The sequence below is a fragment of the Rhodopirellula sp. SH410 genome, from assembly GCF_055811895.1.
This window is the reverse complement of the sequence record NZ_CM147949.1, coordinates 992,269-1,014,276: the sequence shown is the minus strand read 5'-3', so window position 1 is coordinate 1,014,276 and position 22,008 is coordinate 992,269. Positions and strand designations below refer to the sequence as shown.

The 22,008-nt window shown below is 53.2% G+C and carries 16 protein-coding genes; 9 read left to right on the top strand and 7 right to left on the bottom strand.

Features of this window, described 5'->3' with window-relative positions:
• The first annotated feature begins 199 nt into the window (after window positions 1-199).
• Window positions 200-1,105 (top strand): Rpn family recombination-promoting nuclease/putative transposase, encoded by a 906-nt coding sequence (locus SH410x_RS04035; protein WP_473674848.1) that lies wholly within the window; start codon window positions 200-202, stop codon window positions 1,103-1,105.
• Window positions 1,106-2,664: 1,559 nt separating this feature from the next.
• Here the strand turns inward: SH410x_RS04035 and SH410x_RS04030 are convergent.
• The 6 genes from SH410x_RS04030 to SH410x_RS04005 form a co-directional block, all read right to left on the bottom strand.
• Entirely contained in the window at window positions 2,665-3,024 is a 360-nt protein-coding gene (locus SH410x_RS04030) for a hypothetical protein (RefSeq protein ID WP_473674846.1), read from the bottom strand.
• A 332-nt stretch (window positions 3,025-3,356) separates the two neighbouring features.
• A complete protein-coding gene (locus tag SH410x_RS04025) occupies window positions 3,357-3,650 on the bottom strand; it encodes a hypothetical protein (RefSeq protein ID WP_473674844.1) in 294 nt (97 codons plus the stop codon).
• Between the two features lie 406 nt (window positions 3,651-4,056).
• Window positions 4,057-4,377, bottom strand: a complete 321-nt coding sequence (locus SH410x_RS04020) for a hypothetical protein (protein WP_473670643.1) — start codon at window positions 4,375-4,377, stop codon at window positions 4,057-4,059.
• 46 nt (window positions 4,378-4,423) lie between these two features.
• Window positions 4,424-5,227, bottom strand: coding sequence for an AAA family ATPase (locus SH410x_RS04015; RefSeq protein ID WP_473670642.1), 804 nt, complete (start codon window positions 5,225-5,227; stop codon window positions 4,424-4,426).
• A 60-nt stretch (window positions 5,228-5,287) separates the two neighbouring features.
• The gene (locus tag SH410x_RS04010; protein WP_473670640.1) at window positions 5,288-6,505 is read right to left on the bottom strand and encodes a DDE-type integrase/transposase/recombinase; all 1,218 of its coding nucleotides are present in this window, start codon (window positions 6,503-6,505) and stop codon (window positions 5,288-5,290) included.
• Between the two features lie 248 nt (window positions 6,506-6,753).
• The gene (locus SH410x_RS04005) at window positions 6,754-7,317 is read right to left on the bottom strand and encodes a hypothetical protein (protein WP_473670638.1); all 564 of its coding nucleotides are present in this window, start codon (window positions 7,315-7,317) and stop codon (window positions 6,754-6,756) included.
• Window positions 7,318-8,415: 1,098 nt separating this feature from the next.
• On the opposite strand from SH410x_RS04005, the gene SH410x_RS04000 reads away from it, so the two are divergent.
• From SH410x_RS04000 to SH410x_RS03970, 7 genes are all read left to right on the top strand, one after another.
• Window positions 8,416-8,874: a pentapeptide repeat-containing protein gene (locus SH410x_RS04000; protein WP_473674842.1), complete on the top strand. Its 459-nt coding sequence runs from the start codon at window positions 8,416-8,418 to the stop codon at window positions 8,872-8,874.
• Window positions 8,875-9,179: 305 nt separating this feature from the next.
• Window positions 9,180-10,082 carry an Rpn family recombination-promoting nuclease/putative transposase gene (locus SH410x_RS03995; protein ID WP_473674840.1) on the top strand — a complete coding sequence of 301 codons (903 nt, stop codon included), beginning with the start codon at window positions 9,180-9,182 and terminating at the stop codon, window positions 10,080-10,082.
• A 263-nt stretch (window positions 10,083-10,345) separates the two neighbouring features.
• Window positions 10,346-10,726, top strand: coding sequence for a DUF6973 domain-containing protein (locus SH410x_RS03990; RefSeq protein WP_473674839.1), 381 nt, complete (start codon window positions 10,346-10,348; stop codon window positions 10,724-10,726).
• A gap of 975 nt (window positions 10,727-11,701) precedes the next feature.
• Entirely contained in the window at window positions 11,702-12,604 is a 903-nt protein-coding gene (locus SH410x_RS03985; RefSeq protein ID WP_473674837.1) for an Rpn family recombination-promoting nuclease/putative transposase, read from the top strand.
• Between the two features lie 1,021 nt (window positions 12,605-13,625).
• Entirely contained in the window at window positions 13,626-13,922 is a 297-nt protein-coding gene (locus SH410x_RS03980) for a hypothetical protein (protein ID WP_473674835.1), read from the top strand.
• Between the two features lie 523 nt (window positions 13,923-14,445).
• Window positions 14,446-15,348, top strand: a complete 903-nt coding sequence (locus tag SH410x_RS03975; RefSeq protein ID WP_473674834.1) for an Rpn family recombination-promoting nuclease/putative transposase — start codon at window positions 14,446-14,448, stop codon at window positions 15,346-15,348.
• 1,403 nt (window positions 15,349-16,751) lie between these two features.
• A complete protein-coding gene (locus SH410x_RS03970) occupies window positions 16,752-19,229 on the top strand; it encodes an RHS repeat domain-containing protein (protein WP_473674832.1) in 2,478 nt (825 codons plus the stop codon).
• A 63-nt stretch (window positions 19,230-19,292) separates the two neighbouring features.
• On the opposite strand, the gene SH410x_RS03965 is transcribed toward SH410x_RS03970, so the two are convergent.
• Entirely contained in the window at window positions 19,293-20,384 is a 1,092-nt protein-coding gene (locus SH410x_RS03965; RefSeq protein WP_473668492.1) for an IS630 family transposase, read from the bottom strand.
• Between SH410x_RS03965 and SH410x_RS03960 the strand changes: the two genes are divergently transcribed.
• On the top strand, window positions 20,355-21,719 hold the full coding sequence (locus SH410x_RS03960; RefSeq protein WP_473674830.1) for a hypothetical protein: 1,365 nt from the start codon (window positions 20,355-20,357) through the stop codon (window positions 21,717-21,719). The genes SH410x_RS03965 and SH410x_RS03960 overlap by 30 nt on opposite strands.
• Window positions 21,720-22,008 lie beyond the last annotated feature (289 nt).

Below are 22,008 nucleotides of genomic sequence, written 5' to 3'. Positions count from 1 at the left end.
GATGCGTCTGTGGGAGTGACGGGCGATCGAATGCGACATTTAGAAACGCAGTACGTTATCGAGATTCACTTTTTCTCGGTAGCGCCGACGGTCGGTTTGCCTTCGGCGGGTTGGCTCGCCACCGACTGCCATCTCCAGCAGAATGCGTTAAGCTGGCTGCGCACAGAAGTTCGGTACCTTTCACTTTAGAGCACTCAGCATGGCGCTTGGAATTCGGCCGACTGTCGATTTCGCTTTCAAGAAGATCTTCGGCTCGCCTCAAAATTCGGCGGCCCTGATCGGGTTACTCAATGCCATCCTCGATCTCGAACGCCCGATCACTGCTGTCGAAGTGCTCAATCCGTTCAGTTACCAAGAGTTTGCCGAGAGTAAGTTGATCGTGCTGGACGTGCGTTGTCGTGATGAGTCCGGTCGATTGTTGAATGTGGAGATGCAGGTTTCGGTCTATGCCGGTTTGATTGAGCGACTGGTATATTACGCCTGTAGCATGTACGTCGATCAATTGACGCTCGGCAGCAACTACGCACTGGCTGCTCGGTCAATCTCGATTTGTTTAATGAATCGGGTGCTGTTTGCCGGAAACGAACAGGCCCACCATCGCTTCCAAATGCTCGACCGGGCAAGCGGTCGAGAAATCACTAACGCGATCGAGGTCCACACGGTAGAATTGACCAAGTATTCGCTCGAAGAGCAGACCATTGCCAAAGCGAGTAAGCTGCATCAGTGGGCATTTCTCTTGCGGTACGCTCAAAACTACGATTCGGAGACGCTCAGGCAGTTGCTGCCCGGCATCGAGTTCGAGACAGCCATTTCCACGATCGAAATCATATCCGGCAAGACCGAGGACAAACAGATGTATGACCAACGCGAAAAAGCCCAACGAGACTACGAATGGGCCATCTCAGGTGCCCGCGAAGAAGGGCGAGAGGAAGGACGTGAAGAAGGGCGTGAAGAAGGCGAACTGATCGGGAAGGTGCAGATGCTTCAGGAGTTGCTGGAAGATACACGTACGACGAAGGCCATGTTGCTAACCGAAGGAACCGATGCACTTACGAAGCGTTTAGCTGAACTGCAACAACGTCTCCGCGATCGACAAACCGGATGATGCTGTCACCTACAACATCTACGACTAGCTCATTCGACTCTTGCTCCAGAGATCCTATCGGTGATGAGCGGCGTCTGTTGCAAATTTATTCTTATTGCGGCGGTGGCCCAACATCGTATGTCGACTGGAATGGCATGCAGAGAAGCAACACTGGAAATCCTGCCCCAACAACCGGTACAGCCTGTGAGAAAAGATACATTTGGATGTTTCCAGTCATGGGTGTTCCTGGCGGCGGGGTCATTGATAAGATTAAAGAGTTTAGTGAGTGCATTGCAAAGAAAATGAAGAACAAGCCAAATATGAATGAAGCGATTGCCGCAGCTCAATGTGCTATTGATGTCGGTATGGAAGACATAAAACAGCCGACTGAGCAAACCGCAATTGCAATGGCAAATACATACTGTTGCCTAACCAGCGAAAATAGAAATACTGACCCATGTAATTATGGAACGCACCCGAATGACCCACCTGGTTCCAATCCGAGAACACCGTGCTGGGAGCCTTCAGATGGCGGGGACCCTCCTCCGAAACAGTATTGCGGTGATTGTTGCGATTTCAGAAGGTGTGTTGACACCATGCTTCCAGCTATATCGGGACAGCAGTTTGATCGTGGAAACGCTTATAAGAACTGGACTGAATGCAACGCGAGGTGTGGGGAGTCTAGAGGGATCGGTGGTGTCCGCTAGCAAATTCAACCTGCAAGGAGAGCTGACCTTGAATTACTGTCAAGCAGGATTTCCAACATGCGGATCTTGAGACAGTACCGACTTCGGACATTGCTGTTTCTAGTGTTGTTGGTGGCCGTGGCATTCTGGATACTCTCACCGTTTCGACCGCGAGTCTCTTTCTCCAATGTCGAACAAGCTGTTGCGAAGCCAATTTTTTCAGATAGATATCGGCAGTTTCGTATCACAGTTACGAACAATGGCTTTCTGCCAATTTGGTGTCGTGGGCCGGATGACGTCATTCCCGGCAATGATTGGTCGGCGAATGCAAGACAAGGTGGATCCTCACAGATTCATATTGCGGTTTATAAAGACGAGTGCTCGCCAATTGAATCGGGTGGATCAAGGACATACGACCTTCTGTTGCATCGAGATTTCAATAGTTTTTATTTATTTCTCGACGTCCGTGATTGGCGAAACAGAAATATTACGACTTCTGGCGAATTCTACTCTGTGCCTGAAGAAGATTAGGTGTTACCGACCGAATTACAGCCGCACTTTTTGACGAATTGTGACTGTAGGGATTTGAAGCCCTAAATGGGACTTTTGCCGTAACAGTTTAGGATGCGGCCAAATGGGTCAGGACTCTTTGATGCGCAAAATCCATCTAATGGGTCAGGTCTCTTAGATGAGTGATCCAGACTCTGCACCGGAGTGAAACAGTGCCCAACGAGGCCACCGCAAGGTGGTCTTTCTCGTTGGTTGGCTAGCAACACGTGCACGCACCGGAGCGAAGCGACCTAAGCGACGACAGGATGTCGTCGCAATCTTCGGCACGATGCCGCCACCCTGAATAGATCGCTGAAACGACGGCGACAGGACGTCGCCGCATGACTAAGCCCGGTGGCAGGATGCCACCCGGCGAACGCGGTCAAGGAAGGCCAGCGAAGCGAGGCCGACGCCGCGTTCGCCGGGTCGTAGCGACCGAGCGCAGGGAAGGCGCAGTGAGGCTTTGCGAACGGAGTCCGCACCGCAGCGACCGAGCGGAGACCGGGCGTCGTGAACGGAGTCGATGTGTAGCCATGGATGGCGGAACATCGACGGAGCGAACCGAGGCAGGATGCCGATAAAACAGCAAGGCAGGATGCCGTTCACCGCTCCTAGAGCGTGAGCGAAGCTGAGCGAACGCGGTAGCGGCGGAGTGCCAAACGACTTGCAAGACGGCGGCAAGCGTTGACGTTCTGCGACACTCACGTTGAACTCCCAAAGATTCTCCGATGGATTAAACGTCCAAATACCGAAAGTGCTAACCAACTGTCGCAGTACGTCAAAAGCGCAGTCCGTCCGCAGTTGACGCATAGAATCTCGCGATAGCGTAACCACGTTGGAACTACCAGAAACGCTAGCGAAGCGGTTGTCGGTGCAGCGAGTCTTCGAGCAAACGGACAACCGTGTAGCGGTAAACTTGCCAAGGCCCATTGAGCTGCCGCCAGGGACCGCGCACCGACGCTCCGCACAAGTCTCCATCCGAGCAAACACCCGCGCACCGATACAGCTTCCAACCGCGTGCGACCACTCTGGGCCGATCAGTCTGACGGTGGATCAAGTTGATCAGGGTGGACGCCAAGTCGAGTCAACGTATCAGAAAGATCGCGGTAGGCGTCGAGCAATCCGGCGCGTGCGGTCCAGTTGGCTTGTTCGTTGTTGAGTTCGCCAAGGTTATCGAGTCCAAGTCTGAGAAACGTTCGGTTCTCGGGAACCATGATGTCATCGCAAAGGCAACGCTTCGTGTGATGCCAATCGGAATCGAAGGCGTGACGAAACGCCTCGACAAACTGTCCAGCATCACGGGCCAGAATCTGTAGATCACGATCGCTCATGATGCCTGCTTGCTCAAAGAATTAACCATGCGAATGACGGCGCGTTGATCCTTCTCGGGAAGTGTCGTCAACAACTGAAACTTCTTCCACAAACGTTTCTGTTACCGACCGAATTGCGGTCGCACTTTTTGCCGAATTGTGACTGTAGGGATTTGAAGCCCGAAATGGTCCTTTTGCCGAATTGTTGAGAATTCTGGAGAGCGTGTTTCGGGGCTGTGCGATAGGAGCGACCGAGTCGAGGCTCGAACCTGTTGTGCTCGAACCTGTTGTGCTCGAACCTGTTGTGCTCGGAGCCGTGTGTGCTCGGAGCCGTGTGTGCTCAGCGCATTAAAAAAGTGCGATCGCTTGGGCAAAGCGGTCGCACTGATTGAAAGAGCTTTGGCTGGGGGCCGATGCGATTGACTGATTAGGCCGAAGACTTTCTTTGGCCGAGGTCGCTTTGGTATTGCACAAGCCAGTTGCTCAGGATGTCGACCGCCGGCAAGAAGTCGTGGCCCTGCGTCATCATCAGATCGATGTTGTTGTAGTTCTGGCCGCAGCTAAAACAATGAGCGAGATTGTTCTTCGGGTTCACGGTCGCTCGAAGTTCTTTGCACGATGGGCATTGGAAACGGAAGTAGCCGTCGCTTTGTTTCGCTATCGGACCGTGCTGGCCGAGCCGAACGATCGTCAGTTTCATCGGTAGATCGTTGCGGATCGCGCGGAGTAAGTCGTTCGTCATCTTCATAACAGAAGCCTGGAGTTAGAGGGAGGGGAGGGAGCATTTTTGGGTCTTAAAAATCTGTTAGGTCGACTTCGTTTTGCCAGTGCGGTTGAAGCAACACGCGATTGACCAAGTCGATATCGATCGTCGTTCCAGCGGCGGCTCGGACCGCTTCGAGCATCGACGCTAAGCACAGGTTGCGGCACTTGCGCAACACTCCATCGGCAGAGCGGATAATCAACTCCGTTGCTCCAGCAGTGAACGTGCTGTGCGCTAGACCGATCGAATCGAGTTCACGTTCGATAAACGCGCGCATCACATCGTCGTGCAACCGCTTGGTGATCACCGAATACGTCACCCGGCTTTTCAAATCCAGGTTGACCGCCAAGTCCAGATCGGCGAGCAACTCCGGCTGGCCGACCAGAATCAGGTTGTGATTCTTCGGGAAATCTTCCAAGAGGAGTCGTAGTCGGCGAAGGTTATCCATCGCCATCAGATGGGCATCGTCGATCACCGTGACGAGCATCTTGCCACTGCGATTGAGGCTGAAGGCTTGCTGGATCAGCTTGCGTTCGCACTTGAACGCCGAGCTTTCAAACTCAATCCGAAACGCTTCACAGAGGATTTTTACTGTATTGGTATAGGTGTGCAGTGTGCGTGCAACCGTGGCGACCAAGTACTCTTTCTCGGGAAGTCGTTTGAGCGATTCTTTGATCACGGATTTGCCGGTGCCGGGTCTGCCGACGACCAGACATAGGCCGCCTTGTTGGCTGTGGACTCGGAGCGTGTCATGGATTTCCTGCTGATGTTGTAGTAGTTGGATGTCGCGTAGCGCGAAGGGATTTTCGGACAAGCCGAAGTAAGAACGGATCATGGTGAGGTGGACTTTTGGAAAAAGAAGGAGTTGGATCACGGTGGATTGGCTGCCGGGCATTTATGAGTCTTTATGGCGTTTCATGCCGTTGGCGACGGCATCGAGCAACCGGGCCTTGCCGATGCGTCGATCGTTTTCGTAGACGACGACCACACCTTGGTGATGTCGCTCATGCCGCAGCGTGACCTTCTTGCCACGCAAGTCGATCGGAGTTTCGTAACGCTCGCCTTGGAAGCTGAACGTGTTGTCCTTTTTGACACTGCGAGTCGCCTCGGCGTAGAACAACTCGTCGGTATCCTCCGATGGCGAGAGAAATCGGATCCGAGAAAGATCCACACCAAAGCGATCAATCGGCTTCATACCGAGGGTCGTGTGTACAGTGGCGTTGTAGTCGTGTTCGACCCAGTGAGTGAACTGTTTGTTGAGAGCGTCGATCGAGGAGAGGTCGAGTTTGCGGATTAGAAATTGATCACGCACGCGACGAAAGAAGCGTTCGATTTTCCCTTTCGCGGCGGCGTCTCGAACGGCGGTGTGACGAAGGATGCAGCCCACGCGGGCGCAGATCAGCGTGATCTCTTGGCTGCAGTAGATCGAGCCGTTGTCAACGTATAGCTGTTCGGGCAAGCCTCGTTTGTAGAAGGCCGAGCGAAGCGCCTTGATCATCGAATCGGTGTTCTCTTCGAAGAAGAATTCGCCATGACAGAGCACACGACTGGCGTCATCGATCAGGCCAATCAGCTTGGCTTGCCGGCCACCGATGTGCGGTCCGAACATGGTATCGGCCTGCCAAAGTTGGTTGGCGTACTGCATGCTGAAGGCGAGTCGGCGTCGATTTTCGCCTGGATCGTCCTTGAGTAATTCGTACTCACGGACGAAGCGGCAGAACGTGGTCAGAGCGATCTGGCTAGCGTGCAGGAGTCCCTTTTCAATGCAGAACCGATAGACGGCTGACTTGGTGGGCGTCCTCTTGTGCCCCGTTTTCGCAGATACAAAGTGCGGCAGCGCGGTGTTGATCGCTTCGAGAACTTCTTCGGGCGTGACCTTGCGTGGCTTGCCTTTGTCGGCTCGCGGTGAAGCATTCATGCCGGTGATGCCGTCGTTTTTGTAGCGGTAGTACCACGTTTGGATGGTCCGCCAGGTGAACTGGTGTGGGTCTCCTTGGTCGTCCAGGAACGTCATCGCCGCGACGTTGTGGATTCTCTCGTGACGTGTTTTTCCGGGGGCGACTTCGATCGCTCCGAGGACTTTCATTTTGACGTAGATCGATGGTCGTTTCATGGACCGCTCCGCTGGTTTTTGACTTTTGATTGAACGAAATCGATTCATGAAATCGATTCGCAGGCGAGTCTAAGTGCGGTCGGCGGTGGATCTATCGTCGGGTTGTGTTGTCGAGCAGAAAAAAGAATTTCGCAAGCGTGAGCTACGATGGCAAATCGACCATCCGAGGCAGACGATGCTGGCCAGGATCGACAGGTTGCCGTGTGATCACGGACCGAATCGGCCTGCTGAGGTGCGGCCGCAGCGTGTCAGATGAAGAAGGTCTGCAGTGTGAGCTGGAAGGCGGCGATGGGATTGAGCGTGTGGCCAGCGAAGGCTTTGATCAGATGAGCGAGTGTGCTCTCAGCGGGCGTGTTGCTGGGCTGTGAGCTATCGATTTTTGGCGGCAGGCACATGGTCGACAGTGCGGTCCGAATCGCGGATTGTGCATCTTGCAATCGTTTCCAAATTCGATAGGGTGCCGAATCGCTCATGCTGCTATTGAGCTTTTTGAATGCCTTGCGTTTGTTGCCGGTCGCGGCGGCCTGGTTGAGGAATGCCCAGAGTTGCTCTGCACTGAGAAAGAGTCGTTTGACTTTGTCAGCAATCCACACGCTGAAGGTGCGTCCACATCCGGCGGCTTGATTTCGGTTGCTACAGAAGACCCTTCGTGCCCGGATAGATTTGTGGCGGAAGTTGTTCTCGTCGTATCCGCGCAAGGACCCATGGCGATTGAGCGCGCCGACTTTCTTGCAGTGGGGGCACTGGGTGAGCTTGAGCTCCAGCAGGAACTCATCACGTTCTGCTTGAGAGCGGAAGATTCTGGCTCGCACGGGCGCTGGCTTTTGAACTTGAAGTAGAAAAGTCCAGCAGGATAGTTGGTCGAGTCAGGGATTCGAATGATCGCGAACCGACTGCCTGAAAAGTGAGTCGGGGGGCGAGGGGAGAGGCGGGGTACGATTTAGTTGAAGGGGGCGGGTTGCGAGGCGCGGGGGGCAAGGCTCTGGTCTGCGGGCGGCGGGCTGCTGCCTACCGAATTACCGGTGTAAGAACAGTCCGTGACTACGACAACAATTCGGCAGGAAAAGACCGTAAAATGCGATCAGAGCGAGGTCGGTAACAGGTATTGAAGAGGGCGAGCAGCTTGGACTAGCGAAAGGTGAGCAACTTGGATTAACGAAGGGCAGACTGGCTGGAAAGATCCAACTGATACAGGACTTGCTCGGGGAACCACCTACGACGGATGCCGCACTCCAATCGCAGGAAGTAGATGCACTTACGACCCAACTCGCAACCTTACAGCAGCGTCTCCGTGACCGCCAAGCGTGACGATTGGGCATCTACGATGACCGCGAGTGAATGTATCCCCACCCACCTCGGGTCTTGCTCCAGAGACCCGATTGGGTATGTGGATGGCTCGTCTTTGTATTGCGTGTATTTTGGAGTGGACGAAACGGATCCTAGCGGATTGGCCACGCATTCGCCTGACTACTGCAGACGTCTTGCGGAGAAAATTAAGAACTTAGAAAAGAAAATATCGCAACGTCAGAGTGAGTTACGTGAAGATCCTCTGGGCCTTCCGGAAACTCATCCAAACGATCACGCAAAGCCTCGTCTAAGTAAGCGTGGGCATCGGTGACTCATTAACATTGACAAAGCATCCCTTGCGTTGAATAGTGCACTTTACATTGCGAGATGTACTGATCCACCGCCTTGCGATGATCCGGAACCGGTTCCAAACCCGGTACCCAATCCGGTTCCATTACCTGTTATGGAAACCCCGGTTCCACGGCCAGTACCGAGGCCGTTCGTTCCGCCCCCTCGGACAACACCGACCTGGGGAATTCCTAGCTTGCCTCTGTTCATCATGCCGATATGGCCGAGTGTCCCCAATATGGCATGATCCGACGTCCAACAATGGTTGTATTTACATGAAACTGCATAGTCTGAATGGCGAAGTCCTGCACGAATTCGACGGCGAACTAATCGGTGCTCGTTTGGACGAACTGGTGCTAGAACGTTGCGATTTCTCAAGGCTTACATTGGAGGGAGCGGATTTCACCGACTCCACCTTGACGGCTTCTTCTTTTGAATCCGCCGATCTCTATTGGTGCAGCTTTTTCCGAGCGACCGCAAAATTGTGCAATTTTGATTCTGCCGATTTGCGTGGTGTTGACTTCAAGCAGTGTGATCTACATGGGTCGTCCTTTCGCAACGTCAAGGCAAGCAATGTTGCAAAGTTTGAATCGGCAGATTTTTGTGGAGCTAATCTTCAGGGATGCATAATTCCTGCCATGGGCCTGCTCGGAGCACTCTATGATTCTTGTACGGTATTCGATACAGAAAGATCCCCGCAAGATCTTGGAATGAGCAGAAAGGGATCCGCCTGAAAAGGTTAAGCCCGGTGGCAGGAGCCCACCCGGCGAACGCAGTCAAAAAAGGCTAGCGAAGCGAGGCCGACTCACGGGGACATCGCACCATTCTGGCCGGCGTGCGGATGCGTCTGTGGGAGTGACGGGCGATCGAATGCGACATTTAGAAACGCAGTACGTTATCGAGATTCACTTTTTCTCGGTAGCGCCGACGGTCGGTTTGCCTTCGGCGAGTTGGCTCGCCACCGACTGCCATCTCCAGCAGAATGCGTTAAGCTGGCTGCGTACAGAAGTTCGGTACCTTTCACTTTAGAGCACTCAGCATGGCGCTTGGAATTCGGCCGACTGTCGATTTCGCTTTCAAGAAGATCTTCGGCTCGCCTCAGAATTCCGCAGCGCTGATTGGGCTGCTCAATGCCATCCTCGATCTCGAACGCCCGATCACTGCTGGCGAAGTGCTCAATCCGTTCAGTTACCAAGAGTTTGCCGAGAGTAAGTTGATCGTGCTCGACGTGCGTTGTCGTGATGAGTCCGGTCGATTGTTGAATGTGGAGATGCAGGTTTCGGTCTATGCCGGTTTGATTGAGCGACTGGTATATTACGCCTGTAGCATGTACGTCGATCAATTGACGCTCGGCAGCAACTACGCACTGGCTGCTCGGTCAATCTCGATTTGTTTAATGAATCGGGTGCTGTTTGCGGGAAACGAACAGGCCCACCACCGCTTCCAAATGCTCGACCGGGCAAGCGGTCGAGAAATCACTAACGCGATCGAGGTCCACACGGTAGAATTGACCAAGTATTCGCTCGAAGAGCAGACCATTGCCAAAGCGAGTAAGCTGCATCAGTGGGCATTTCTCTTGCGGTACGCTCAAAACTACGATTCGGAGACGCTCAGGCAGTTGCTGCCCGGCATCGAGTTCGAGACAGCCATTTCCACGATCGAAATCATATCCGGCAAGACCGAGGACAAACAGATGTATGACCAACGCGAAAAGGCCCAACGAGACTACGAATGGGCCATCTCAGGTGCCCGCGAAGAAGGGCGAGAGGAAGGACGCGAGGAAGGGCTTGAAAAAGGCAAACTGGCGGGCAAGATTCAAGTACTGCAAGAACTGCTGGGCGAAACCATTTCCATGGACGCCGAGTTGATCGAAGGAGACCTACCTACACTTACGATGCAGATTGAATCCCTTCAGGAACGCTTGCGAAAACGCAATGGCTAGCCAAACTGCAGCGACGACGGCCTCATGATTGCACCTACGAACACTCCACCGATTCTTGCTCCAGAGATCCGATTGGGTACGTGGATGGACAGAATCTGTATTCTTATGTCACCTGTAAGCCCCTCAACTCTAGAGATTCATCAGGCAAGGCCAAAGGATGGTGGAACACAGCCTGCGAAGCATGTCGTGGTGCCTGGGAGGTCGGCCCGATCGACGCGCTCGGAGCGTCAGGCCTACTCGGTAACGGAATTGGAGGGGAGGCTATGGGATTTGGGGTTGGGTTTATTGAGCCCGGAGAACAGAATGCAGCTCGCCATTGCTACTGGCAAGCGATGTTAGCTTATCACTACGGCGAAGATGCCGCCGAAGCGATCGGTAATGCCCACGAATATGGCGAAGACACCACCGATAGTGATGTTGATCAATTTAATAATCCAATAGGGAGGCGGATTGGAATACGTTTTGCCGAGAGGGGGTACCTTTGCGGCGATGTGTCGTACCATGTGGAGAAGGCATGTACAGAGGCGGTAAAAAATGGAACACTCGTGACATCTGAGGACGATCCCCGGATCGACCCAGCTGGAACAGCCAGCGGAGGCGGTTCCGCAGGGTCTGGAAATTCCTCAGGGGGGAGCACGTCGTGATCAAGCAACGTGCGAGGTCGAGCAACTTTTTTATCTTTTGGTACTGTATGCTCGTATGCAGCTGCATTTCTCTACCGGGATGTTCCAACTGGTCCACCAAAAAGATCAGCACGTCAATGTCATCCGGGGACAAGATAATCAAGGCCATTGCGAAGCACGAGCAGTCGAATAATTCATTGCCCGATACTCTTGATGAGCTAGTTCCAGGTTATCTTTCAGTAATCCCTCCTCCCGATGCAGGCACAAAATCCTGGAAATACTTAGTGCGACAGGATGGGAAAAGCTTTGTACTTATTTTTGCTACCGACGGTGGGTATCCTTCATGCTACTACGATTCCAAAATTGGTAGATGGACGGAGGATCGTTAGCGAACAAGCCCGATAAGGTTGTAACAGTTTAGTCCCCGGAAGACAAAAGGGGACGGGGGTAGTTTCCGGGAGACCACACCGTGAACCGGAGTAAAACGAAGCTGAAACGGTAGCCGATAGGCTGCCGTTTTTCGTTGGTGGACACCAACTCCGCTACACTTGCGGCACGAAACCGCCCAGGCGTTGGTTCTTCCGGGTGAGCGAAGCAAACGTACCGACGCACACGAAGTGCGTCGCGGCTGTTTCGGCTGGATGCCGCCACTCTGGATAGATCGCTGAACGACCGTGACAGCACGTCGCCGCGTGACTAAGCCCGGTGGCAGGAGCCCACCCGGCGAACGCAGTCAAAAAAGGCTAGCGAAGCGAGGCCGACTCACGGGGACATCGCACCATTCTGGCCGGCGTGCGGATGCGTCTGTGGGAGTGACGGGCGATCGAATGCGACATTTAGAAACGCAGTACGTTATTGAGATTCACTTTTTCTCGGTAGCGCCGACGGTCGGTTTGCCTTCGGCGGGTTGGCTCGCCACCGACTGCCATCTCCAGCAGAATGCGTTAAGCTGGCTGCGCACAGAAGTTCGGTACCTTTCACTTTAGAGCACTCAGCATGGCGCTTGGAATTCGGCCGACTGTCGATTTCGCTTTCAAGAAGATCTTCGGCTCGCCTCAAAATTCGGCAGCGCTGATTGGGCTGCTCAATGCCATCCTCGATCTCGAACGCCCGATCACTGCTGTCGAAGTGCTCAATCCGTTCAGTTACCAAGAGTTTGCCGAGAGTAAGTTGATCGTGCTCGACGTGCGTTGTCGTGATGAGTCCGGTCGATTGTTGAATGTGGAGATGCAGGTTTCGGTCTACGCCGGTTTGATTGAGCGACTGGTATATTACGCCTGTAGCATGTACGTCGATCAATTGACGCTCGGCAGCAACTACGCACTGGCTGCTCGGTCAATCTCGATTTGTTTAATGAATCGGGTGCTGTTTGCCGGAAACGAACAGGCCCACCATCGCTTCCAAATGCTCGACCGGGCAAGCGGTCGAGAAATCACTAACGCGATCGAGGTCCACACGGTAGAATTGACCAAGTATTCGCTCGAAGAGCAGACCATTGCCAAAGCGAGTAAGCTGCATCAGTGGGCATTTCTCTTGCGGTACGCTCAAAACTACGATTCAGAGACGCTCAGGCAGTTGCTGCCCGGCATCGAGTTCGAGACAGCCATTTCCACGATCGAAATCATATCCGGCAAGACCGAGGACAAACAGATGTATGACCAACGCGAAAAGGCCCAACGAGACTACGAATGGGCCATCTCAGGTGCCCGCGAAGAAGGGCGAGAGGAAGGACGCGAGGAAGGGCTTGAAAAAGGCAAACTGGCGGGCAAGATTCAAGTACTGCAAGAACTGCTGGGCGAAACCATTTCCATGGACGCCGAGTTGATCGAAGGAGACCTACCTACACTTACGATGCAGATTGAATCCCTTCAGGAACGCTTGCGAAAACGCAATGCCTAGCCAAACTGCAGCGACGACGGCCTCATGATTGCACCTACGAACACTCCACCGATTCTTGCTCCAGAGATCCCATCGGGTATGTGGATGGAAACAGTTTGTATCGAGCGTATTTTGCAGTATGGGGAATAGATCCCCAGGGGACGCAAGCGAAGCCAACCTTACCCTCGAAGCCAGGAAGCTTGTCAGCGGCAGCTGCCCTTGCTCTTGTTTATGGTTGCGGTGAAATTGATAATCCAGATGGTTGCGAGGCGTGCTGTGCCGCAGCCGCTGTAGCTGCTTTGGGAATTGCGTTGGTCGAATATGGCACAGGGATCGCGACATGCGGGTTGCTTTTTTTCCCTGGAAGTTTGGTTTGCGTAGCCCTTTGGACCGGTTATTACACTGCTCAAGTTACACTTATTGGTGCTGCAATCGATGATTGTCTGAAAGGTTGCCACGAATGCCCAGCCGATGACCGTAATTCTGCCGAACCGTCACCATATGTTTAATAGGCGTATACATTCAAACTTGCTCCTTTAACCATCAGAATAGAAATGAAAGTATATTGCGTCGGATTATTCTGCGTAGCAATCGCGTCCGCTCTTGTCGCAATTCCAATCTGGCTGAATTTCATTCGAGAGACGCAGAGCACGTTGGCCGTCTTTCCAAACTTGAATCTATCGCGTCTTTCCCTCGTACTTGCACCGATTGGCTGGCCTTTCTTCCGGTTTGGAATGAAATGCCTTCGATCAACTTCAGAAATTACCTAACTGCGAGAGGCCAAATAGGTCAAACTCCGCAGTGCTCTAAAAGGTGTCGGACGCGAATGGCATTGTCTACGCTGTTTTCGAGAACTTTTTGTCAGCGACGGTCGACTGCCGCGCAGCACCGAGAGCCGCGTTCCTTCGCGGTTCGAAGTTTCGACAGATTGTCACCGATAAATGAATATTGAGATTGGCGTGACCCGATCGGCCGATATAATTCGGCGGTGACGTGACCTTCCTTGGTTGGGGACTTTCAGGAAATCGACCAAGGAAGGGTCATGTCCATTCTATCAGTTGACTCGAAGGATTGCTTCAGCATTTTCAAGCGATCAATGATTCAGTCGACGGCTTTGCCGTTGACCGAAATCATCGATGACTCGTTCGTCAAAGATGTTTTTAGCGAAGAAAAAGTCGAGTTCGGAAGCGCCTACGACGATGTATTCACGCCTGCGATAACGCTGTGGGCGATGATCTCTCAGTTCCTCTTCAGTGGAACGGGGAGATCTGTGAGCAAGATCAAAGGGGACGGCAAGATCAAAGGGGACGGGGGTAGTTTCCGGGAGACCACACCGTGAACCGGAGTAAAACGAAGCTGAAACGGTAGCCGATAAGCTGCCGTTTTTTGTTGGTGGACACCAAGTCCGCTACACTTGCGGCACGAAACCGCCCAGGCGTTGGTTCTTCCGGGTGAGCGAAGCGGACGTACCGACGCACACGAAGTGCGTCGCGGCTGTTTCGGCTGGATGCCGCCACTCTGGATAGATCGCTGAACGACCGTGACAGCACGTCGCCGCGTGACTAAGCCCGGTGGCAGGAGCCCACCCGGCGAACGCAGTCAAAAAAGGCTAGCGAAGCGAGGCCGACTCACGGGGACATCGCACCATTCTGGCCGGCGTGCGGATGCGTCTGTGGGAGTGACGGGCGATCGAATGCGACATTTAGAAACGCAGTACGTTATCGAGATTCACTTTTTCTCGGTAGCGCCGACGGTCGGTTTGCCTTCGGCGAGTTGGCTCGCCACCGACTGCCATCTCCAGCAGAATGCGTTAAGCTGGCTGCGCACAGAAGTTCGGTACCTTTCACTTTAGAGCACTCAGCATGGCGCTTGGAATTCGGCCGACTGTCGATTTCGCTTTCAAGAAGATCTTCGGCTCGCCTCAAAATTCGGCGGCCCTGATTGGGTTACTCAATGCCATCCTCGATCTCGAACGCCCGATCACTGCTGTCGAAGTGCTCAATCCGTTCAGTTACCAAGAGTTTGCCGAGAGTAAGTTGATCGTGCTGGACGTGCGTTGTCGTGATGAGTTTGGTCGATTGTTGAATGTGGAGATGCAGGTTTCGGTCTATGCCGGCTTGATTGAGCGACTGGTATATTACGCCTGTAGCATGTACGTCGATCAATTGACGCTCGGCAGCAACTACGCACGGGCTGCTCGGTCAATCTCGATTTGTTTAATGAATCGGGTGCTGTTTGCCGGAAACGAACAGGCCCACCATCGCTTCCAAATGCTCGACCGGGCAAGCGGTCGAGAAATCACTAACGCGATCGAGGTCCACACGGTAGAATTGACCAAGTATTCGCTCGAAGAGCAGACCATTGCCAAAGCGAGTAAGCTGCATCAGTGGGCATTTCTCTTGCGGTACGCTCAAAACTACGATTCCGAGACGCTCAGGCAGTTGCTGCCCGGCATCGAGTTCGAGACAGCCATTTCCACGATCGAAATCATATCCGGCAAGACCGAGGACAAACAGATGTATGACCAACGCGAAAAGGCCCAACGAGACTACGAATGGGCCATCTCAGGTGCCCGCGAAGAAGGGCGAGAGGAAGGACGTGAAGAAGGGCTTGAAAAAGGCAAACTGGCGGGCAAGATTCAAGTACTGCAAGAACTGCTGGGCGAAACCATTTCCATGGACGCCGAGTTGATCGAAGGAGACCTACCTACACTTACGATGCAGATTGAATCCCTTCAGGAACGCTTGCGAAAACGCAATGCCTAGCCAAACTGCAGCGACGACGGCCTCATGATTGCACCTACGAACACTCCACCGATTCTTGCTCCAGAGATCCCATCGGGTATCACGGCTACTCCGTCAACATACATGAGTATGTTGGTTCTCGACCTATGGTCTATACCGACCCGAAAGGGTTGATGCCGAGAGTATGCTGCAGAGCTGAGGGATTCACGGGCGTTGGAACACACTGTCAAATCGAAAATGGCCCGTGCCCCACAGATCAATATTCAGCGGGCTCGTGGACTTGGTATCCAATAGCTCGATCCACGGATTGCCGTCGTTCCTTGCCCGACGGAACTTCTTGTTGCATGGCGACCAACCTACAGATACAGCAATGTACGGCTCGGAATTGGTACTACCCTGGTGGCCTACCCGGCAATAATTGTCAGACCAGCGTCAACAACACCTTGTCGACATGTTGTTTGGACTCTAACTGGGAACGTTCTTGGTATGCGACTCCCATCCCAGACCTGGGGTACCCGCTCCCGAAATACAATGCCCCTTGGTACAACCCTTTGAGATTTCGGAAAGTGTGTCAAGTATATGGGTATTGGCTTGGTGTTCGTTACTGCCAGTCGTGGACTTGGGTACAAGTGCATCCATTTGGCAATCCATCTCCAACGCCTTTACACGCACCGTGGCTTGGGCCAATCCAACCTGAGACTTATCCCAATCCAACTCCCCACCCAGATAGCGGAGAAGGCGGACCTGCGTGGCCTATTTTGTGAAAGAGCAAGACTCCAACCCGTACAGATCGGTTGCGTCAACCAGAAAAGCGGAACCTAAGGCTAGGGTTTCAACATTGACACTTGTCGGCGCGTCGCTGACGGCCTGTGGATGGATTCAGTTTGGATGGGTAGTCGCCTTTGCATTCAAGCATGCATCCGGGAAAGACGTCTCGGAATTCGCGTCGTGCTTAATTCTGACAACTATCTGCACAAGCTTTTTGGGCTGTCTTGCATGGACTTTGCCCAATAGCCGTGGTTCTTGCACGCTCAATTGTCGTCGATTGCTAGTAGCAATCACCGCCGTACCTGGCGTCCTTCTGGTTTACGGGCAATTGCGTTTAATGCTTCAGTGAAGCGGAAGGAAACCATCTAATGGGTCCGGGAGTGCCGGGATAAAACCGGTTTTGGATAGAGAATGAAAGTTTCTTACGAAGAACGACTAGCCACCGACTTCGGCCTCTCTCGGAGTTGCGACTGCGGTAACAAGGTTGTGCTGAGCTTCCGTACCAAGGGAAACGCAGGCAAGCTATTGAGCTCCGGAAAGTGCAACGAGAGAAGGGGCACCCAATTTTCCGCGCAGACGGCGACGGTCGCTAGTTTTCCCAGGCCTCCTTGCTCCGCGGCTTTGCCCAGGCTGCCATTTCGAGCGTGAAAAAATGCGTGTGGCACCTTCTGGGTGCCGCCTGCACAGCATCGGATGATCAAAACCAAACCGTGCAGTTCACCTACACACCCGATGGTGATCTCAAAACACTGACCGCCGTCAACGCCTCGACCGGCAATCAGGTGACGCAGTACATCTACGGCACCACACTGTCAGACAGCGCGATCGCGTCGAGCACCCTGCTGCGTCGTGAGATCTACCCGGATTCAACCGGCACGTCTGATAGCGTCAGCTACACGTATAACCGCCAGTCGCAACGGACCAGCCTCACGGATCAAAACGGTACGACCCGCCAGTACGACTTCGACGCCCTCGGTCGTCAGACGCAGGACCGGGTGACCACCTTAGGTGCAGGCGTCGACGGAGCGATCCGCCGGGTAGAGCAAACCTACGACGTTCGCGGGAATGTCTCGGCGGTGACTTGCTATAATAACGCATCGGTCGGCAGCGGATCGATCGAGAATCAAATCACCCGACAGTTCGATGGGTTCGGACAAGTGACGAAAACGTTCCAGTCGCACAGCGGCGCGGTCAACCCCGCCTCGACACCCAGCGTGGGACGGTCGTACACCGACGGCAGCGGGAACGTGCTGCGTCCCACCGCCACGCTCTATCCCAACGGGCGAGAAGTCACGCTCGACTACGGCAGCAGTGGCTCGATCACCGATAAACTGAACCAGGTGTTCAGCCTGATCGATGATGATTCGACCGTCTTAGCCGCCTACGAATACCTGGGTTTTGGCACCTTCGTCCAACAGGACAGCACGCAGGCCGATCTCCGCTACACGCTGATCTCACCGACACTATCGACGGATCCCGACACTGGTGATATCTACAGCGGTTTGGATCGCTTCGGTCGGGTAAAAGACGTTCGTTGGCGAGATGTCTCGGCAGGCACCGATCTATCCCGGATCGAGTACGGCTATGACCGAGCCAGTAACCGAATCTGGCGAGAAAACCCGTCGGATCCCAACCGGCAACACGACTGGCTATACGCCTATGACGGGCTCAATCGCCTGCAGTCCGCCCACCGTGGCCAGCTCAGTGGCACGCACACCGCGATCACCTCGCTCGACGCCGCTCAGTGCTGGACGCTTGACTCGACAGGTAACTGGAAAGAGTTCCGGCAAGACGAGAACGGCGACGGTACCTGGGATTTTAATCAGACGCGCACTGCGAACGAAGTCAACGAGATCACGGACATCAGCAACACGCCAAGCGACATCTGGGCGACACCCGTTTACGACAGGAACGGTAACACGACGACCAACCCCCGCCCTGATCTTGGCACCGACGCGACAATGACGGCGACGTTTGACGCATGGAACCGGATGACGAAGCTGGTCGATGACGCGACTTCGAACGTGCTCCTAGAAAACCAGTTCGACGGCCGTAACTTCCGCGTCGCTGCCAAGGAGTACACCTCGGGAACACTCGCCCGGACGCGTGAGTACTACTTCACCGACGCCTGGCAGTGCGTGGAGGAACACGTCGACACGTCCAACACGCCACGGCGCCAATACGTGTGGGGGATGCGATACATCGACGATCTCGTACTCCGCGATCGCGATATCTCGCCCTCCGGTGGACTCTTGACCGAGCGACTGTACTACCTGGCCGATGCGAACTGGAACACGACGGCGGTGGTGAGCGATTCGGGTAGCGTGCAGGAACGCTACGAGTACGACCCGTACGGCAACCTGAGTATCTTCGCGGCCAACTTCACGCCGCGAACGGTAAGCACCTACGGTGTTCACTACACCTATACTAGCCGCGAGTGGACACCGAATGCCGGGCTGTACTACTTCCGTAACCGCTGGTACGACGCTCAACTGGGCAGGTTTAGCTCCAGAGACCCGATTGGGTTCGAGGGCAGCCTTTGGAACATTTATGAGTACGTTGCTAGTGGAGTATTAACTTATTTAGATGCTTCAGGTACGCAGAGAAAGCCAGCCGGGCCTATAGTTACGGGAAGCTCCACCTGTGGAGAGAAGTTTGCCCATCTGATTGGTGGTGGCCAAAAACCGCCGCAAGTGGGCGGCTCTGCAAGAAGCTTTGCGGAATGTTTCACTAAAAAGCTTAGGGATGGTGTTCAACGAAAAACTGCAGCAAGAGAGTGCGGGGAAAAGTTTATTAAGTCCGTCACTAAGCAAATAGTTGGGAACAACTTGGAGTTTATCGTTAGCATCGTCTGCTGCGAGGCAAACAGAAATAAACCCGGCAATCTCGGACTCGGCGATCCGTGCGGAAACGGAACTGACAGCGGAGATCCGCCCGGAACGCCTCCCGCAATGTGTGCCGATCCAAAGAATCCAAAGGCAGCTCCTCAGTGTCGCGAATGTTGCGAAGCACTGGGATGCCAAGATGCACTTAAGATTTTCCTACTGGCCAAAGGCTATAGAGGAGTTGTAAAGGGTGCTTTCGATCAAAAAGAGTGTGAATCCAACTGTCCAGCGGCGGGGAGTGGCATATAATGTTTTTTTGCAAATTAGGTGTGATTTGCATCTACACTAGTGTAATAAGCACGTCGGGTGAATTTATTCGGCATAATTAAAAAGCGTAGGCATATACGACACTTCTCCAAACTCATTGAGTGTTTTCGTAAGTGTGTTTAGCAGTGTACTGAAGCGCTCCCAGGCGCCAGCGGGGAGCAGTTGGTACTTGAGTTTTTTCCAAAGCATTTCAATTGCATTCAGCTCTGGACTGTATGGCGGCAGATGGTAGATGTAGAGTCCTTTCTCTGCCCAGTCTTCCATGCGAGTTTGAAATGCTCCGCTCGTGTGGACTGAGGCATTGTCAAGGACCACAACAGTTGGACCGTCGATTGTTTGGCAATAATCATCGAAAATTGCAATCACCATTTCGCTGTTCACGTAGCCTTTGTGGAGATAGGTGTGGGTTTCACCGTCTTGACCCTGAAACCCAATCGCTTGAACGTTGCTGCCGTGTGCCCCGGTTACGGGTATTTCGTAGCGTCGACCGATCGGTTGCCATCCGTAGGGAACAACTCCTTTGAGCGAGAAACCCGCCTCGTCAAAGTAAACAACGTTCAAATCCGGTTCTTCGAGAAACTCGGCTAGCTCTTCCTTGGCCAATTGAAATTTCTTTTCATCCCGTTTTTGCCGCAAACTTCGACGATAACGTTTCCAACTCAGCCGAAACCGCCTCGCGTATTCTCGCAGAGTGGGTCGCTTGATTTCCTTGCCGGTTTTTTCTTTCAGCTCTTTCAGCACCTTGGCTGGTCGATTCGGGTATTTTCGAAGTAGTCGCCGGAGAGTTTGCTGCTCTGAGGCGTTGAGTATCGGCGGCGCACCGGGATGCTCGGAGTCTTCAAGTGCGTCGGGGCCGCCTTCTGAAAATCTGTCAATCCAACTGGATACCGAATCTCGATCCACGCCAAAGATATCGACAAGGGAACTTATTTCGTACTGTTGGTCGCTGAGTAAGATTGCGTGCGCACGAACTCGCGTATAGTGGCAATGATGACTTTTCCACATTTCCGTCAGTTGCTGTTTTTGCTCGACTGAGCCAATTTGTGCGAATTTTGTAGAGGGGCGTGCCATTTGAATCTCCCGGTTCGTGAAACAGGGAGAAACATGATGCTTCGCATAATCTCGACCATCGAGCATTTGCTAGCAAATCAGAAAGGATTCCCAACTCAACATGGGTGCAAAAAGCTTGCCAGTTATACCGAAATACTTACCCAGATGTGCTTAGCAATGTCAGTCTCATGCTGTGAAGCTATGGGTCAAAGTAGCATGCAAAATGCTGGTTCTAAAGGTTGGTTCGGCTTCGCGGATTCAGATGCACAGAGGGCTGTTGTAGAAACTTTGTTAGCTGACCATGGATTTACCAGTGAAATTGTCCGGCCTGTTGTTTTGTTGGATCCCTCGCTGGAAATCGGCGAGATCGCTGCGGTCATTCCGCGTGGCGAAGCAGAAACAATGAACTTTCTAGCAATCCTCCAGTCTCCGCTACTTCGGGAAGAGAGAGAATCGGCGACCGACAGGTTGAGCGAGAGATTGTTCGCTGCGTTTCCAACATCATCGTCATTAGAACGAGTTGATGCTGCTAAGGCTTTGCTCTCGCTTGCACAAGACACTAATGGCGATTCATTCAAAAAACGTATCACGCTTCTCTCGCGTTTATCGATCGCAGCGAAGGATGACGATTTGCGAAACTTGTGCTTGACAACGGCTATCGCATATATCGCAGATGCTCAATACTTACCAGCAGATTTAGCACGTTCCGCGCAGACGATACTCCGTCTTTGCAGGTCAGACAAAAGAACCGAAGCACATGCTTTACTTGGACTTCTTATCCTAGACGATGGTTTCACTCCCGCGAAAGATCTTGTTCGTAGCTATTGCTCATCTGAATTCTTTCCGGTCGGCGAATTGCCAGTTGGGAGACCCCACCTGACAATGTTGCTAAGCCGAGAACTTATCGGCAAACTTTTTGCAACGCCATATCCCGCCATCATGGATTTTTCCGAATTTCAAATCTACGAATGCTGCCGGAGTGATGAGAGTGAGACCTCACGTGGAATGTGCATAGAATCCTTCGCGAGGATAGCATACAAAAGACTTAGAGAGCTGTCGGAAGCCAAAGGCCAGGATGACTCTAAAGAACTACGAGATTTATTCGACCGAGCTAGCAAAATACATCTTTTAAATTTCGCGAGATATGACATTTGGGACGTTGCGGTTTGGTCATTAAGTTCGTACAGAGAGCTGCTTCGGGATCTAGGAGATGCAGATGCGTCAGATCTAGCGTTTCGCGACCGCCTTGGTGAACATTTTAAAGTCATTGGTCGGTTTAACGATTCGCGAAAGTTTGGTATTCGGTTTGAGAATCTTTATGAGCAGTATGAGGCTCTAGATGCAGAAGCTGAACTGGGGGCATCAAGAGAGCGAAATAATCTTAAGCAATTGGAAAAGATCAAGGTGTCAGGTGCCAATTAAGCAGACTCTGCACTGGAGACGTCCAAATGGGGCAGGGGTGCGATCCGTGTAGTTGTTACCGGCCTTTTTGATGTCGTATTTTTGGCCGAATTGAGACTGTAGGGATTTTGCGGTGATTTTGGGAAGCGAAAGAAGGAAAGAAGGGGCCACCCAATTTTCCGCGCAGACGGCGACGGTCGCTAGTTTTTCCAGGCCTCCTAGTTCCACGGCTTTGCCCAGGCTGCCATTTCGAGCGTGGGAAAATGCGTGTGGCACCTTCTGGGTGCCGCCTGCACAGCATCGGAGGGTG

Bases quoted from the DNA above. Each gene is read 5' to 3' on its own strand.
- SH410x_RS03975 (WP_473674834.1), top strand. From the start codon at position 14,446: ATGGCGCTTGGAATTCGGCCGACTGTCGATTTCGCTTTCAAGAAGATC.
- SH410x_RS03965 (WP_473668492.1), bottom strand. From the start codon at position 20,384: ATGCTCGATGGTCGAGATTATGCGAAGCATCATGTTTCTCCCTGTTTC.
- SH410x_RS04010 (WP_473670640.1), bottom strand. From the start codon at position 6,505: ATGAAACGACCATCGATCTACGTCAAAATGAAAGTCCTCGGAGCGATC.
- SH410x_RS03990 (WP_473674839.1), top strand. From the start codon at position 10,346: ATGGGATTTGGGGTTGGGTTTATTGAGCCCGGAGAACAGAATGCAGCT.
- SH410x_RS04020 (WP_473670643.1), bottom strand. From the start codon at position 4,377: ATGAAGATGACGAACGACTTACTCCGCGCGATCCGCAACGATCTACCG.
- SH410x_RS03960 (WP_473674830.1), top strand. From the start codon at position 20,355: ATGCTTCGCATAATCTCGACCATCGAGCATTTGCTAGCAAATCAGAAA.
- SH410x_RS04015 (WP_473670642.1), bottom strand. From the start codon at position 5,227: ATGATCCGTTCTTACTTCGGCTTGTCCGAAAATCCCTTCGCGCTACGC.
- SH410x_RS03995 (WP_473674840.1), top strand. From the start codon at position 9,180: ATGGCGCTTGGAATTCGGCCGACTGTCGATTTCGCTTTCAAGAAGATC.
- SH410x_RS04000 (WP_473674842.1), top strand. From the start codon at position 8,416: ATGAAACTGCATAGTCTGAATGGCGAAGTCCTGCACGAATTCGACGGC.
- SH410x_RS03985 (WP_473674837.1), top strand. From the start codon at position 11,702: ATGGCGCTTGGAATTCGGCCGACTGTCGATTTCGCTTTCAAGAAGATC.
- SH410x_RS04025 (WP_473674844.1), bottom strand. From the start codon at position 3,650: ATGAGCGATCGTGATCTACAGATTCTGGCCCGTGATGCTGGACAGTTT.
- SH410x_RS03980 (WP_473674835.1), top strand. From the start codon at position 13,626: ATGTCCATTCTATCAGTTGACTCGAAGGATTGCTTCAGCATTTTCAAG.
- SH410x_RS04035 (WP_473674848.1), top strand. From the start codon at position 200: ATGGCGCTTGGAATTCGGCCGACTGTCGATTTCGCTTTCAAGAAGATC.